Below are 15,070 nucleotides of genomic sequence, written 5' to 3' on the forward strand. Positions count from 1 at the left end.
CCATGCCGTGGTCGCATGAGCAGATGGCGGCGCGCGCCGCGGCCGAACTCCGCGACGGCCAGTACGTGAACCTCGGCATCGGGTTGCCGACGCTGATCCCGGGCCAGCTGCCGGACGGCCACGGCGTCGTCCTGCACGCCGAGAACGGCATCCTCGGCACCGGCCCCTACCCCTACGACGACGAGGCCGACCCCGACCTGATCAACGCGGGCAAGGAGACCGTCACGGTGCTGCCGGGCGCGGCCTTCTTCGACTCGCCGACCAGCTTCGCGATGATCCGGGGCGGGCGCATCGACGTCGCCGTGCTCGGCGGGATGCAGGTCTCGGCGCGTGGCGACCTCGCGAACTGGATGATCCCCGGCCGGATGGTCAAGGGCATGGGCGGCGCGATGGACCTCGTGCACGGCGCGAAGCGCGTCGTCGTCCTGATGGAGCACCGCGCGAAGGACGGCTCGCCCAAGCTCGTCGCGGACTGCACGATGCCGCTGACCGGCCGCGCCGTGGTGTCCCGCGTGATCACCGACCTGGCCGTGCTGGACGTGGCCGACGGCGGGTTCGCGCTGGTCGAGACGGCGCCCGGCGTGACCGCCGAGGACGTCAGGGCCGCGACCGGCGCCCCCCTGGCCGGAGTGGGGCTCCCGATAGGCTGAGCGCTCACGACGCACGGGGGTCAGCGGGTGCACTCCGAACAGGCATCGCCGGACGGCGCGCTCGACGAGGTCGCCGCCGCGTTCGCGACGTTGCGTCCGCACCTGTTCGGGATCGCCTACCGCGTGCTCGGGAGCGTGGTCGAGGCCGAGGACGTCGTCCAGGAGACCTGGGTGCGCTGGCAGGGCACCGACCGGTCCGTCGTGCTCAACCCGGCGGGCTTCCTCGCGCGGACCACCACCCGGCTCGCGATCAACGTCGCGCAGTCCGCCCGGTCGCGGCGCGAGACCTATGTCGGGCCGTGGCTGCCCGAACCCGTCGACACCGGCCATGACCCGGCGGTGGGCGCCGAGCGGGCCGAGGCGCTGGGGTTCGCCGTCCTGCTGCTGCTGGAGAAGCTGTCCCCGGCCGAGCGCGCCGCCTACGTCCTGCGCGAGGCGTTCGACTACCCCTACGCGCAGATCGCCGAGATCCTCCAGCTGACCCAGGTCAATGTCCGCCAGATCGTCAGCCGGGCCCGCAAGCGGCTCGCGGCGGAGCGGCGCGAGCGCGTCGGCGCCGCCGAGCACCGCCGCCTGCTGGAGGCGTTCGTCGCGGCGGCGCAGCGCGGCGACGTCGCCGCGCTGGAGAGCATGCTGACCGCCGACGCCGTCAGCCACGCCGACGGCAACGGGGTCAAGGGCGCAGCCCGGACGCCGGTGACCGGCGCCGAGCGGGTGGCGGTGCTGGTCTCGGCCCTGCCCCGGTTCTGGCCGGGCGCGGACGCCGAGCCCGTCGAGGTCAACGGCGCGCCCGGGGTGCTGCTGACCCGGGACGGAACCGCCCTCGTGCTGGTGACGGCGGACGCCTCGGCCGAGGGCATCTACCGGCTGCTGTGGGTCATGAACCCCGCCAAGCTCGACGCCTTCGCCGCGTCCAGGCGGCGTTTCGAGCCCTGACCTGCGGATATGGCCTCCGCGGCGGATTTCGTCGCGGAAATGTCCGCGGAGCTGTCACAGGGCGGCGGGTTGCCCGGTCGTATCTGGCGACCGGGGAGCGAGCGGCCCCGGCGGACGGAAGGGCACCATCATGAAGATCGTGATCATCGGCGGGACCGGCCTGATCGGCACCAAGCTCGCGGCGCGGCTGCGCGAGCACGGCCACGAGGCGGTGCAGGCCGCGCCGAGCACCGGCGTCAACGCGCTGACCGGCGAGGGGCTCGCCGGCGTCCTCGCGGGCGCGGACACGGTGGTCGACGTGGCGAACTCCCCGTCGTTCGAGGACGCCGCCGTGCTGGAGTTCTTCACCACCGCGACCGGCAACCTGCTCGCCGCCGAGGAGGCGGCGGGCGTCAGTCACCATGTCGCGCTGTCGGTGGTGGGCACCGAGCGGCTGCCCGACAGCGGCTACCTGCGCGCGAAGGTCGCGCAGGAGGACCTGATCGCGAAGTCGCCGATCCCGTACTCGATCGTGCACGCGACCCAGTTCTACGAGTTCACCAGAATGATCGCCGACAACGCCACCGCCGACGGCGTCGTCCGGGTGGCGCCGGTGTCCTTCCAGCCGATCGCGGGCGACGACGTCGCGGCGGCCGTCGGCCGGGTCGCGGCCGGGACGCCGCTGCGCGGCCGCGTCGAGACCGCCGGGCCCGACCGCTACCGCATGGACGAGTTCTTCCGCGACGCGCTCGCCGCCTGGGACGACCCGCGCGAGGTCGTCGCCGACCCGCACGCCCGCTACTTCGGGACCGAGCTGGAGGACCTGTCGCTGGTGCCGCACGGCGACGCCGTCCTCGGCGAGATCCACTACGCCGACTGGCCGGGCCGCGAGTAGCGCCGCGACGGGCGGCGGGTGAGGACCCGCCGCCCGTCCGCCTCACCAGGTGACCTCAAGCTCCTTCGGGCGCCGGACGAACCGCTCGATCAGCCAGTCGACCTGGTCGGGGGGCCGCACGAGCCGCAGCCCGGGAAGCCGCCGGGTCAGCGCGGCCAGCGCCACCTGGAGCTCCATCCGCGCCAGCGACGCCCCGACGCAGCGGTGCAGGCCGTGCCCGAACGCGATGTGCGGGTTGCTCTTGCGGGCGAGGTCCAGCGTGTCGGGGTCCTTGAAGGCGGCGGCGTCGCGGTTGGCGGCGGCCAGTTCGATGAGCACCTGGTCACCGGCGCGCAGCAGCGTCCCGCCGACCTCGACGTCGGTCAGCACGAAGCGCGCCAGCGACCCCTGCGAGATCAGCGGCGTGAACCGCAGCAGCTCGTCCACCGCCGTCGGCACCAGCTCCGGCTCCTCGACCAGCCGCCGGTAGCCGTCGCCGGTCAGCAGCAGGTAGGTGAAGTTGACGGTCTGCGAGGCGGTGGTCTCGTGGCCCGCGCCGAGCAGGATGCGCAGCAGGTTCGTGATCTCGTCGTCGCTGAGCTGGTCGCCCTCGACCCGCGCGCGCACCAGCGCGCCGATGAGGTCGTCGGTCGGCTCCTGGCGGCGCAGGACGGCCAGTCCCGCCAGGTAGGCCTTCATCTGCTCGACGCTGGCCGCCGCGTGCTCGGGAGAGGTCGCCGAGAGCAGCACGGCCTCCGCCCAGATCGTGAAACGTTCCTTGTCGGAGCTGGGCACGCCCAGCAGGTTGCAGATGACCTCCACCGACAGGTTCAGCCCGAACCGCGTGTAGAGGTCGAGCGGCGGCCCCTTCTCGATCATCTCGTCGATGAGCCGGTCGACGATCTCCTGGGTACCGGGCCGCAGGGCCTCCACCCGGTTCGGAGTGAAGGTGCGGAAGATGAATCGGCGCAGCCGCGTGTGGTCGGGCGGGTCCTGCGCGGAGAAGGTGTCGTTCGTCACCTCCACGGGCGTCACCCGGGCCACGTCCTCGGTATCGATCCCGGCGCGCTCCCAGTTGCGGCCGAACGCGGGACTGCTCATGACGAACCGCGCGTCCTCGTAGCGGGTCACGAGCCAGCACGGCGCGCCGTAACGCGGCTGGACGCGGATCGGCCCCCCGCCCTCGCGGGCATCGGCGAGCTCGGCGGCCGGACGAAGCGCGTGGTCGCTGAGGAAGGGGAACGCGGGAGGGGCGACAGGCATGACGGCCTCCGAACAGAAAATGGGGGTGTATGCCCAGTAATGCCGGAAACGTTCCTGGCGAATATAACCCTTGCGTCACTGTCGACTGACGCGAACACCAGGTGCGTTTTACCTGCCGGATAACACTCCCATGATCCAAGTGCACATTTCTTCTACTGTAATAGGATCGCCCACGAAATTGGTACGATGCAACGCGCAGCACTGCCGAAATACTTGCATGGTGACCGTGCGTACATGCCCGCTTAGAGGTGGCCTGATCGCGGTGAATCGGGTAAACCCGCCCCCAGATACGGTCCCCCCTAAATTCCCTTCACAGCAATTCTCGCGAAGGCGGCTCCTCGGCGGCCGGCAGGTCCCGGACGGCGGGCACGGCGAGCGTCGCCAGCATCGCGGCGACCTGCACGCCGCCCGCCAGCCACAGCGCCCGGTGGAGGCCGACCCCCGCCGCCAGCGGACCGGCGGCGGCCTGCCCGACCGGCTGGCCGGCGAGCGAGCCGAACCAGTCATAGGCGCTGACCCGCGACAGGGCCCGGTCCGGGACGTGCCGTTGCAGCGTGGTCTGCCAGAGCGCGTTGAACACGGTGAGCCCGGCGCCGCCGAGCAGCGCCGGCGCGGCGACCGCGACGGCGGGCAGGTGGGCGGCCAGCCCGAGCGTCGGCAGCGGGAACAGCGCGACGGCGAGCATCCCGGCGCGCAGCGGTCGGCGCGGACGGTGGCGCAGCACGGCCAGCCCGCCGAGCAGCGACCCGGTCCCGAAGGCGGCGACGATCGCGGCCCACGCGGTGGCGCCGCCCGCCTCGTCCCGGACGGCGGCGGGGCCGAGCACGAGGAAGACGGCGAAGAGCGCGTTCGCCGTGAAGGAGGCCGCGACCACGACCCACACCCAGGTACGGGAGCGGAACTCCGTCCAGCCGTCGAGCAGGTCGCGGCGGACGGAGCGCGGGGCGGCGCGCCGCCGGGCGGGTGCCGTGAGCCCGGCGAGCAGCGCGGCGCTGACCGCGAAGGTGGCGGCGTCGGCGGCGATGGCCCACCCCGGGGAGGTCGCCGCGACCAGGACGCCGGCGAGGGCGGGCCCGGCGATGTTCCCGGCGGAGGCGGCGAGCCCGCGCAGCGCGTTCGCGTGCTGGAGCAGGTCGCCGGGGACGAGCGAGGGGAGCAGGCCGGTGGAGGCCGGGGTGAACAGCGCGGTCGCGGTGCCGTGCAGCGCCTGGAGGACGGCCAGCTCCCAGACGCGGGCGTGCCCGCCGATCAGCAGCGCCGCCATCACGGCCTGCCCGGCGACGCGGCCCAGGTCGGCGGCGACCATGACCCGGCGGCGCGGCAGCCGGTCGGCGATGACGCCGCCCGCGAGCAGTACCGCGACCAGCGGGACCGAGCGCGCCGCGAGCACCAGGCCGAGGTCGGCCGCCGATCCGGTGAGGTCCAGCACCGCGAAGGCCAGCGCCACGCCGACCATGCCGTCGCCGAGCAACGAGGCCGCCTGCCCGGTGAGGAACCGGCGGAGGTCGCGGTGGGCGAGGACGGCCGACCGGCGCTCGTGTCGCTCGTTCGATCCGGGCCTCCGGGGCACCGGACCATCATGCCGTCGTTAGTGGAAGTTTCGGTGGAGGATATTGGCGTTAAGGTCAACTTATGCTGGATACAGTGCGGCTGAAGATCCTGGTCACCGCGGACGAGAAGGGCACGATCGCGGGCACCGCCCAGGCGCTCAGGTACACGCCGTCCGCCGTCTCGCAGCAGCTCGCCAAGCTGGAGCGGGAGGTCGGCGCGACGCTCGCGATCCGCACCCGGACGGGCATCGTGCTCACCACCGAGGGGCAGGAGCTCGTCAAGCGGGCCAGGGACATCCTGCGGCGGCTGGAGGAGGCCGAGCAGGCGGTCGCCGACGTGGGCCAGCTGCGCATGGGGGCCGTGCGCGTCGGAAGCTTCACCACGGCGGCGCTGACGCTGGTCACGCCCGCGATCACGCGGATGCGGGCCGAGCATCCCGGGCCGCGGCTGTCGCTCGCGGACGTCGAGCCGCCCGGCGGGCACGCGGACGTGCTGGCCGGCAGGCTCGACATCCTCGTCAGCCACGCCTACCCCGGGGTCCCGCTCCCCGACCCGCCGGGCCTGATCAGGACGCCGCTGATGAAGGACGCGCTCGTGGCCATCGTCCCCGCCCGGGACGCCCGGGACCTCGGCCGCGGGCCGGTGACGCTCGACCGCCTCGCCGCGCTGCCGCTGATCTCGGGCCGGGCCGGGGACGTGCACCGGGTCGCGTTCGACCGCGGCTTCGAGCGGTCGGACGTCGAGCCGCGGGTCGAGTTCGAGACGCGCGACTACGCGGTCACGCTGGCGCTGGTGGCGGCGGGGGCCGGGGCCTCGATCGTGCCGCGCTCGCTGGTGCGCGGGCCCGACCCGGGCATCCGGGTCCTCGCCCTGGAGCCCGCCGAGCACCGGACGATCTTCGCCCTGCACCGGGAGACCTCGCGAAATCCCGCGCTGTTCGCGTTCCTGAAGTTCCTCCAGGACGCCGCCGCGGCGCTGAGCGGGGAGACGCCCGGTGCCGCGGCGGAGGGAACAGCCGTTATGGCACGTCATTAAGTACCTCTTACGGAAAAAACCGACGGACGTCATCGTGGCTGATGGTGCCGGACGGCATACTGAGGAGTGCCGCGGCGGGGTACCCCGGCCCCCCTCGCGAGGGGGCCGGACGGGGAGGCGGTGGGCCCGGACCAGGAGATCGGGTCCACCGCCATACGCGCGGCCGCTCACGACCACATCACGAGGTCGCTCTCGCACCGGAACCCCAGGAAGAACGCCACCGCCAGGCGGCGGCCGCCGGCGCTCGGCTCGACCGCGTGGAAGTTCCGCGAGTCGAACAGGAGCGCGTCGCCGCGTCCCATCGTCACCTCGATGCACTGCTCGCCCGCGACGACCCGCTCGTCGAACCCGTAGCCCTTGCGCAGGTCGGAGTCGCCGGGCCGCCAGCGCCGCCGCCAGACGCGCGTCGCGCCGCCCTCCGGCGCGGTGGAGATCCAGGCGTTGAAGGCGAGCTGGGCGACGGGAGGCCCGCCGTCGAACAGGTGCGGGCCGTATTCGCGGAGCACGTCGTCGCAGTGGACGAGGGCGCCGTGGTTGATCTCGCGCAGCGTCCCGGCGAAGAACGGTCGGCCCTGGTTGCACGCGGCGCCGAGCGGCCGTCCCCACGCCCGCGCCAGCCCGGCGACCGCCGCGCCGAAGGGGTCGACGCGGCCGAGCGCGGCGCGCCGGACCCGCCGCGCGCGTCCCGCCTCCGCCCAGTAGGCGGCGCCCGGCCGGTCGCCCTCGCGGAAGTCGTTGATGGCCGGGCCGAAGCGCGCGACGGGCGGGTCCACCCGCCGCCGGTCGTAGCTGCCGAAGGCGAGCGCGCCGTCGTCCAGCCGCGCCATGGCCTCGGCGCAGAGCAGGGGCGAGAGCAGCCGCCTGACCCCGACGACGGCCGCCGTCCCGCTGAGCAGGGCGCAGATGTCCGCGCGGCCGAATCTGTCGGCGTCGACGAAGCGCGGCCTGAAAAACTCGTCGCCGACCTGGACTGAACCTTGCGCCGGGTTCGTGTGCACCCGCATGATGGCCCCCAAAGAGCATCGGATTTCCAGCGCTTCGTGCTCGGAAATGGCGTCGATCACTCGTGTCGATGCTGCCAACGGGGAATTCCCGCTGGAAGCGGTCATGCGTCGCCCGGCCCCTGGGCGACGGGAAACCCGCGCAGAGAATTTCACCCGCGGCCCGGACGGTTTCCCGTCTCCTCCGGCGTGTGCCACGGGCAACGCCTATGTGCGGGGCCGCGCGCGGATCAGGCTGGCCGCAACACCAGGTCGAATCCGCGCTGCGAAGGGATGCTCATGGACCGGGGAAGGTTGCGGACGGCGGTCAGGGACCGGATCCGGTCCATCTCATCGGCGCGCCCCCGGCGGCGCGGGCCCGCCCGCCTGATGGCGCGGACGATGGTGGGCACCGGCGTCCGCGCGCAGGGCGCGATCGCGCTGGTCCTCCAGTTCGACGCGGCGGCGCGGATCTCGGTGGCCGGGGGCGCCGCCGCGGGGATCGCCGCCGCACTCGCGGTGCTGCTCGCCGTGCACATGGTCGGGCAGGACGGCGCGTCCGGCGGCACCGGTGCGTCCGGCGCGTCCGGAGGCGAGGGAGGGTGAGGGCGGCGCGTCAGGCGTCGCCGGTGTGCAGCGCGGCGATGAGCCGCGGGTACAGCTCGCGCACCGAGCCCTGCCCCTGCCAGCGGATGAGCGTGCGGGCCAGGCGGCGCAGGTCGGTGCGGATGGTCGCCGAGTCCACCACGTCGACGTGGTCCAGGATCTCGGCGCCGAGCAGGCAGGCCTGGTCGATCTCGCCCGCCGAGGCGTGCGCGAGGGCGCGCCGCGCGCCGAACCGCAGCCGGGCCCGCAGCGCGGACGCGGGGATCAGCGGCACCTCCCGGTCGAGCAGTTCCGCCGCGTCCTCCGAGCGGCCCAGCTCGTGCAGGCACCAGGCGGTGACGACGACGTTGAGGTTGGCGACGGTGGAGGAGCCGATGACCGGCTCGTTCGCCCCGGCCGCCGGGGGAGCGGCGAGCAGTTCGGCGGCCTGGTCGAGGGTCCGGCGGCAGCCGTCGTGGTCGCCGTACAAGGCATGGCCCTGTGCCTCCCGCTGGGCGGCCAACCCCCGGATACGGGCGGGGATGCCGGGCCGCCCCCGCGCCCGCCGCGCCAGCTCGATCACCTGGACGGCGTCGTCGTGATACAGCGCGATCTCGGCCCTGCGGACCAGCGAGTACGCCTCCAGGACGGTGCTGCCCGTGGGCGCCGCCATCCGCACGGACTCGCGCGTCCACCACAGGGCGGCGCGGTCGTCGCTGGCCTCCTGCGCCATCCAGCCGACGAACTCCGCGCAGCGCGCGGCGAGGTAGAGCAGCTCGCCGCGCTCGGGCTCGCGGGCCGCCGCCGCCAGCCCCCGCAGCGTGTGCGTCTGCGTGATCACCGTGGGCAGGACGGCGGCCGGGGGCGCCCACTGCCCGAGCCGCCTGGCCTGGTCGAACTGGACGCGGAACGCCGTCAGCGCCCGGGCCGCGTGGTCCTCCCGGACGGCCGCGCCCATGCCCTTGCCGCCGGGCCCGAGATACAGCGGCGTGGTGTCGTCCGCCGCCCCGGTCGCGGGGAGGAAGCGGCACTCCCCGTCCGGGGCGAGCCGGATGTGCCAGGTCTCACCGCTGGTGGCGCCGTCCTCCGCCGACGCGGCCGGCGGCGGCCTGCTCACCAGCGCGGACAGCTCGCCCTCCGCGTCCAGGACGGCGTCGCAGCGCCGCGCGAGGTCGGGCCCCGGCGGCTTGTGCCCGGTCTCGATCTTGCTCAGATAGCCCTTGGTGTAGTGCGTCCGGGCGGCGAGCTGCGCCTGCGAGAGCCCCGCCGCCACCCGCCGCCGGCGAAGCTCCGGCCCGAACGCCGTCTCCTGCCCGGTCATGCTGCCCCCGCTCCCTCGGCGGACGTCGGCCCACGCCCTCCGACCGTACGAGGACCGGGCCGGCGACTCTGTGTCGTCCAACCCAGGGCCACAATGGCGTCACCAACCGGACAGTGCCTTCTGCCCCTTGTGCTCAGTTGTCCGCGAGCGCCTCCGCGAGCATGCCGAGCGTCGCCCAGTCGACGAGGCGCGCCGTCCGGATCTCCCGGTACGTCGCGATCTCGATCCAGGTGCGCTCGGAGTCGTCGTGAACGCCGTACGGCCGCCCCCGCATGGCCCGGAGCCGGTCGAGTTCGTCCTGCGTGATCTCGGCGGAGAACAGGTGCGCGTGGTGGGCGGAGATCGTCGCGGCGACCTGGCGGCTGCCGTGCGCCCGGAGCCGCTTCGCGTCGACCGCCAGCCCGGTCTCCTCCACGACCTCGTCCGCCGCCTGCTCCAGCGGGCTCAGCGGATGGAGCGTGGAACCGCCGGGCAGTTCGTGGACGTTGCCGTCCGGCGTGGACGCGGGGCTGCGGAACTCCCGGACGAGCACGACCGTGGTCTCGTCCAGCGAAGGCCCGCGCCGGTAGAGCGCGACGGAGGAGATGTCGGGCCGGGAGACCACGATCTCGTTGTCCTTGACCCGGTTCTCGGCGACCACGCGCACCCGGACGTGCAGAGCCCAGAAGAAGATGGCGCCGAGGCCGGGCCCGGCGCGCGACGTCCACACCAGCCGGGCGCCTTCGAGGATGTTGCCGACCTTCCGCTGCGCCCGGTACCAGCGCTGGAAACTCGGGGTCCCCCAGATCTCGGGGGGAACCTCGTTCTCACCGCCGACCCGCGACCCGTGCTCCGTTTTGGGAGGAGCCCAGGGAAAAGGAGACCCGCCGCCCGTCCGCACCGCAGTGCCCTCTTCGGCCACCGGCCCACCTCCACAGCGCCGTCCACCGTAGGCGGACGGCTGTTCGGCGACGTGCCATCCGACACGTCCTCCTCCCAGCTTCCCCCAATGAGTACGTCAGCGGCGTCCGGATGAGTAGTCGTACTCATCAGTTTCACTAGCGCGGGCCATAGCGTGAAACGCGGCGGTAGCGGATCCCAGTGAGGAACTTTCATGAGCGGATCGGGCAGGACGGGGCGGCGGACAGCGGCGCTGAGCTCGTGTGTCGCGTTGGTCGCGCTGCTGGTCGGCGGGTGCGCGGTGGGGACCGGGGACGACAAGAAGCGCGCGCGGGAACTGGCCGACCGCCTTTATCCGGGGCAGTTGCGGGTGATCGGCGCGCGCACGTTGTTCCCGCAGACCACGGGCTCCGAGGTCACGTTCGCCGTCAATGGCGACCCCGACGCGGTCGTGCGTTTGCGCATTGACGGAAAGAAGAAGACCTGCGACCGGAAACCCTGCACGGACGCGTTGGCCAAGGCCGTCGCGCAAGGCCGGGAACAGGCCGCCGAATTCCGGCTGCTGCGTTCCTCCCTCGAACGCTGCGGCCACCAGGTCATCGCGCTCGGGCCCACGGTCGGCGAGCCGTGGGTCGTGATGTCGCTGTCCAATGAGAACGTCACCGCCGTGCTCGACGAGCTGGGACGGTGCGCCGTCCAGTGGTCGAGGGCGCTGACGGCGAACGGTTCGCCGCCGCGGTCCGACGGCTCCTACGGGCTCCCGGCCGGCAGCCGCGCGCTGCGCGTGAAGATCGTCCGGCCGGACGTGGCGCGGGGACGCCCGGCGGACGGCTCCGGCCCCACCATGGCCCGGCTGACGTCCACCAGACTCCAGGCGGCCCTCGCCAAGCGCACCTATTTCACCGCCGCCTTCACCGTGCGCGACGACCGCGACGAGCCGGTCACCTCCGGCCTCGCGGTCTCGCGATCTTATGAGGACCGGGAGGCGTTCGGCCGCCGGGTCCAGGCGGCCGTCGGCGAGCGGCTGCGGGTCTCGCGGCCGCTCGCCAAGGTGACCGACTATGTCGGCGTGTGGCGTCTGGAACCCGGACGGATCGACCGGCTCACCGGCTACGTGCTGTTCTGCGACGACGCCGGGCACGGCCGCACCTGCCTCGGCGACCACGCCGTCCGCGTGACCGTCGACGAGCACGGTACGCCGGTGAGCGGCCTCACGATCGTCGAGCACGTGCGCGAGGGCAACGGCCCGCTCCGGCTGCCGCAGAGCTGACGCCGCTTACCGGGCCTACCGGGCCTCTCCCGTGTTCGAGATCCGGACGATCGTGTGCTGGTCCAGGTCGTCCCCCGACAGCCGGGCGGCGACCCGGCCCCGATGGAACACGAGGACGCGTTCGCAGATCGCCGCGAGCTCCTCCACGTCGGTCGAGGCCAGCAGCACGACCGCGCCGTCGGCCGCCGCGCCCCGGATCAGGTCGTGGATCTCGGCCTTGGCGCCCACGTCCACGCCGCGCGTCGGATCGTCGAGCAGCAGCACGGTCGGGGCGGCGTCCAGCCACTTGGCCAGCACCACCTTCTGCTGGTTCCCGCCGGACAGCAGGCCCGCCCGCTGCTCGATGTCGCGGCACCGGATGCGCAGCCGCTCGACATGCCCGCGCGCCCGCTCCCGCAGCACCCCGCGGCGGACGACGATCCCGTCCCGCCGCAGCCCGATCGCGCGGACCTGCCCGATGTTCTCCCAGATCGGCTGGTCGAGCATGAGCCCGCGGCCGCGCCGGTCGCCGGAGACCACCGCGACGCCCGCCGCGATCGCCCGCCGCAGGCCGCGCGGCACCGGGCGGTCGCCCGGTAGCCGCACGGTCCCGCGCGACGGGCGGCGCAGCCCCGCGACGAGTTCGAGCACCCCGAGGTGGCCCGCGCCGGCCAGCCCCGCGACGCCGACGATCTCGCCCGCCGGGACCCGCAGGTCGACGTCGCTCATCACGCCGTCCACCGACACCGCGTCCAGCCGCAGCTCCTCGGCCTCGGCGCCGGGCTCGCGCGCCGGGGCGGGCGGCGCCGCCTCCCGCTCCGGCCGGGGGCCGAGCATCGCCGACACGATGTCGTCGATGCCGAGGCTCGCCCGGTCGGCGCCGAGCAGCACCGCGCGGCCGTCCCGCAGCACCGTGACCACGTCGCACAGCTGCATGACCTCTTCGAGGATGTGCGAGACGAACACGACGCCGACCTGGCGGTCGCGCAGCACCTGGAGGATGCCGAGCAGCCGGTCCGAGCCGTCCTGGTCGAGGGCCGAGGTCGGCTCGTCCAGGACGAGCACGCGCGGCTCCGCCAGCAGCGCCCGCGCGATCTCCACCAGCTGCCGCTGCCCGAGCGACAGGTCGCCGACCCGCGTGCGCAGGTCCACGTCCAGGCCGAGCTGCGCCAGGATCGGCCGCGCGCCCTCGGCCATCGCGCGCCGGTTCAGGAACGGCCCCCGGCGCGGCTCGCGGAGCGGGTAGAGGTTCGCGAGCACGTCGAGGTCGGGGAACAGGTTCAGCTCCTGCGACACCACCGCGACCCCGTGCCGGACGGCGTCGGCGGTGTCGTGGAAGGCGACGGGCTCGCCGTCCAGCTCCAGCGTCCCCGAGTCCGGACGGATCGTCCCGGACAGCACCTTCACCATCGTCGACTTCCCGGCGCCGTTCTCGCCGAGGAGCGCGTGCACCGAGCCCGCCTCCACGCTGATCGTGCCGGCCGCCAGCGCCGTCACGCCGCCGTAGCTCTTGGTGATGTCGCGTGCCTGGAGTACCGTCATGGCGCTCAGTCGGCCTGGGAGAGCGGCTTGAGGTACTTGCCCGGGTTCGCGAGCTGCTGCTGCGTGATCGTCTTGAAGTAGGCGGTCCGGCTCTGCTCGTTGACCTGCCGCGCCAGCACCTGGTCGATGTTGGCGGCGTTGATGACCAGCGTGCCCGGGTTCCACCAGCCCTCCGGCAGCTTCGTGCCCTTGCGCTGGTGGTCGATCATGAGCTGGAGCGCGACGTAGCCCTTCAGCCAGTGCTCGGGCGAGGACAGCGCGAACAGCGACCCGTCCTTCACGGCCTTCAGCGCGGCCGGGTCGATGTCGCAGGACCCGGCGAGGAACTTTCGCCCGGTCTGCTTCTGGATCAGCGGCAGCGACACGCCGTCCTGGCCGCCGACGCCGAGGAACGCGATCGCCTTCGGGTTGGCCTTCACGATCGAGTTCCAGGCGTTGTAGTTGTCGGTCGGCTCGGACTTGGAGTCGAACGGTCCCTTGATCGTCAGCTCCGGCCGCTCCTTCTTGATGACCGACGTCAGCCCGTCGATGCGCTGCGAGAGCAGCCGCAGCCCGGGGATGTCGTTGCCGATCACGACCTCGCCCCGGGTGCCCTTCGGGACGTGCTTGATGAACTCCTCACCGAGCGCCCGCCCGACCTCGGTGTTGCTGTTGCCGATGAACAGCTTGGTCTTGGTGCCCTTGGGCGGCGCCGCGTCCACCGCGACGGTCGGGATGTCGTCGTCGTCCGCCTGGACGAGCGGACGCACGAACAGGTCGGGCGCGAGGCTCTGCAACGCGAGCCCGTCCTTGGAGTTGCGGATGGCCGAGCGGAACAGCTGCACCTGCGCGGGCCCGTTGACCCCCGTCGGCGCGGACGCGTTGAGCGTGACCTTGCCGTCGGCGGCGGCCGCGGCCTTCGCGCCGAACGCCATCTCCTGGAACGGGTTCTGCGTCGTCGTCGCGTAGACGAACCCGAGCTTCAGCTTCCCGGTCTTCTTCTTGCCCGACCCGCCCGAGTCGCTGCTGCACCCGGTCAGCGCGACCGCGCCGATCAGCAGCGTGGTCAGAGCGAACGATCTGATCCTCACGTGTGCCCTCCTCAGAGCTGTTCAGAGTCCCAGCAGGGCGTCGTCGCGCCGCCGCCTGCGCCGGACGAGGCTGTCGAGCGCGACCGCCGCGAGGATGACCCCGCCGGTGGCGAACGCGCTCCAGTTGGCGGGGATGTTGAAGTACTGCAAGGCACTGGTGACCACGCTCAGCAGCACGGCGCCGAGGCAGGCCCCGATCACGGTGGCGCTGCCGCCGCGCAGCGGCGTCCCGCCGATGATGGCGGCGGCGATCGCCTGGAGCTCGAAGCCGGTGCCGATGTTCGGGTCGCCGGAGGTGAAGAACGCCAGCCCGAGCACGCCCGACACACCCGCGAGCAGCCCGACGAGCACGAGCGCCTGGAGCCGGACGCGCGGGATCGAGATCCCGGAGAACGACGCCGCGTCCGGGTTGGAGCCGATCGAGCGCACCCGGTACCCGAACGGGGTGAACCGCAGCACCAGCGTCAGCAGCACCGCGACCAGCACGAGGATCCACACGCTCGTCGGGACGCCGAGCGTCTTGCCGCCGAGCAGCGTGAAGAAGGAGCTCTCCAGCGGCATCTCGGTCACCTGCTGGCCGCCGCTCATCGCGAGCGCGAGCCCGCGGTAGACCGACATCGTCGCGAGCGTCGCGACGATCGCCGGGATCGCGATGTACTGGACGATCAGCGCGTTGCCGAGCCCGAGCGCCGCGCCGAGCAGGATGCCGAGCCCGGCCGCCGGCCACGGCGGCACGCCGTGCTTCATCATCAGCCCGGTCGCGATCACCGTCAGCCCGAACGTCGAACCCACCGACAGGTCGATCTCGCGCATCGACAGCAGGTAGGCCATGCCGCAGGCGAGCAGCCCGACGTACACCGACGACTGGAGGGTGTCCAGCAGCTGACCCGGCCGCAGGAAGTCCGGATGGAGCACGCTGGTGAAAATCACCAGTACGATGGTCGCGAGCAGGACGCTCGTCGCCTCCCCGCGCCCGGCCCGTACGGCCAGCACCGGAAGCCGGCCGAGTGCCGTCGGGGCGGCCGGTTCCTGGCTCTTCTGTGTCGATTCGACCCTGTCGTCGACGCCGGACTGGTGGTCCGCTGCCACGGCGGCCCCCTTCCTCGTCCGCTCTGGACGCTTTCGGCAAAGTTCACCGCCTTCACAGCCCGCGTAC

At 73.1% G+C, this 15,070-nt stretch carries 14 protein-coding genes; 6 read left to right on the forward strand and 8 right to left on the reverse strand.

The window, feature by feature from the left end:
* Positions 1–2: 2 nt before the first annotated feature.
* The 3 genes from K2F47_RS18140 to K2F47_RS18150 all read left to right on the forward strand — a co-directional run bounded on the left by K2F47_RS18140 (position 3) and on the right by K2F47_RS18150 (position 2,460).
* Positions 3–650 (forward strand): 3-oxoacid CoA-transferase subunit B, encoded by a 648-nt coding sequence (locus K2F47_RS18140; RefSeq protein ID WP_242904994.1) that lies wholly within the window; start codon positions 3–5, stop codon positions 648–650.
* 27 nt (positions 651–677) lie between these two features.
* The gene (locus K2F47_RS18145; RefSeq protein ID WP_242904996.1) at positions 678–1,586 is read left to right on the forward strand and encodes an RNA polymerase sigma-70 factor; all 909 of its coding nucleotides are present in this window, start codon (positions 678–680) and stop codon (positions 1,584–1,586) included.
* A gap of 130 nt (positions 1,587–1,716) precedes the next feature.
* Positions 1,717–2,460, forward strand: a complete 744-nt coding sequence (locus K2F47_RS18150; protein WP_242904998.1) for an SDR family oxidoreductase — start codon at positions 1,717–1,719, stop codon at positions 2,458–2,460.
* Positions 2,461–2,502: 42 nt separating this feature from the next.
* On the opposite strand, the gene K2F47_RS18155 is transcribed toward K2F47_RS18150, so the two are convergent.
* Complete coding sequence (locus K2F47_RS18155; protein ID WP_242905006.1) at positions 2,503–3,702, reverse strand: cytochrome P450; 1,200 nt, start codon at positions 3,700–3,702, stop codon at positions 2,503–2,505.
* Positions 3,703–4,012: 310 nt separating this feature from the next.
* Positions 4,013–5,272, reverse strand: a complete 1,260-nt coding sequence (locus K2F47_RS18160) for an MFS transporter (protein ID WP_242905008.1) — start codon at positions 5,270–5,272, stop codon at positions 4,013–4,015.
* Between the two features lie 62 nt (positions 5,273–5,334).
* On the opposite strand from K2F47_RS18160, the gene K2F47_RS18165 reads away from it, so the two are divergent.
* Complete coding sequence (locus K2F47_RS18165; protein ID WP_242905010.1) at positions 5,335–6,288, forward strand: LysR family transcriptional regulator; 954 nt, start codon at positions 5,335–5,337, stop codon at positions 6,286–6,288.
* A gap of 167 nt (positions 6,289–6,455) precedes the next feature.
* Here K2F47_RS18165 and K2F47_RS18170 read toward each other — a convergent pair whose 3' ends face one another.
* Entirely contained in the window at positions 6,456–7,292 is an 837-nt protein-coding gene (locus K2F47_RS18170; protein WP_242905012.1) for a 2OG-Fe(II) oxygenase family protein, read from the reverse strand.
* Positions 7,293–7,568: 276 nt separating this feature from the next.
* Between K2F47_RS18170 and K2F47_RS18175 the strand changes: the two genes are divergently transcribed.
* Positions 7,569–7,874, forward strand: coding sequence for a hypothetical protein (locus tag K2F47_RS18175; protein ID WP_242905014.1), 306 nt, complete (start codon positions 7,569–7,571; stop codon positions 7,872–7,874).
* Between the two features lie 10 nt (positions 7,875–7,884).
* On the opposite strand, the gene K2F47_RS18180 is transcribed toward K2F47_RS18175, so the two are convergent.
* The gene (locus tag K2F47_RS18180; protein WP_242905016.1) at positions 7,885–9,174 is read right to left on the reverse strand and encodes a helix-turn-helix domain-containing protein; all 1,290 of its coding nucleotides are present in this window, start codon (positions 9,172–9,174) and stop codon (positions 7,885–7,887) included.
* Positions 9,175–9,307: 133 nt separating this feature from the next.
* Positions 9,308–10,075 (reverse strand): NUDIX hydrolase, encoded by a 768-nt coding sequence (locus K2F47_RS18185; RefSeq protein ID WP_242905018.1) that lies wholly within the window; start codon positions 10,073–10,075, stop codon positions 9,308–9,310.
* 192 nt (positions 10,076–10,267) lie between these two features.
* Between K2F47_RS18185 and K2F47_RS18190 the strand changes: the two genes are divergently transcribed.
* Positions 10,268–11,323 (forward strand): SCO7460 family lipoprotein, encoded by a 1,056-nt coding sequence (locus K2F47_RS18190; RefSeq protein WP_242905020.1) that lies wholly within the window; start codon positions 10,268–10,270, stop codon positions 11,321–11,323.
* Between the two features lie 15 nt (positions 11,324–11,338).
* Here K2F47_RS18190 and K2F47_RS18195 read toward each other — a convergent pair whose 3' ends face one another.
* Genes K2F47_RS18195 through K2F47_RS18205 form a run of 3 tightly spaced genes read right to left on the reverse strand, consistent with a single transcriptional unit; the run spans position 11,339 to position 15,003 of the window.
* Positions 11,339–12,844 carry a sugar ABC transporter ATP-binding protein gene (locus K2F47_RS18195; RefSeq protein ID WP_242905028.1) on the reverse strand — a complete coding sequence of 502 codons (1,506 nt, stop codon included), beginning with the start codon at positions 12,842–12,844 and terminating at the stop codon, positions 11,339–11,341.
* Positions 12,845–12,849: 5 nt separating this feature from the next.
* Positions 12,850–13,914 (reverse strand): sugar ABC transporter substrate-binding protein, encoded by a 1,065-nt coding sequence (locus K2F47_RS18200; RefSeq protein WP_242905030.1) that lies wholly within the window; start codon positions 13,912–13,914, stop codon positions 12,850–12,852.
* Positions 13,915–13,935: 21 nt separating this feature from the next.
* Positions 13,936–15,003: an ABC transporter permease gene (locus K2F47_RS18205; RefSeq protein WP_242905032.1), complete on the reverse strand. Its 1,068-nt coding sequence runs from the start codon at positions 15,001–15,003 to the stop codon at positions 13,936–13,938.
* Positions 15,004–15,070: the final 67 nt, after the last annotated feature.

Origin of the sequence: Actinomadura terrae, assembly GCF_022751215.1 — a bacterium.
Taxonomy (GTDB): Bacteria; Actinomycetota; Actinomycetes; order Streptosporangiales; family Streptosporangiaceae; genus Spirillospora; species Spirillospora terrae.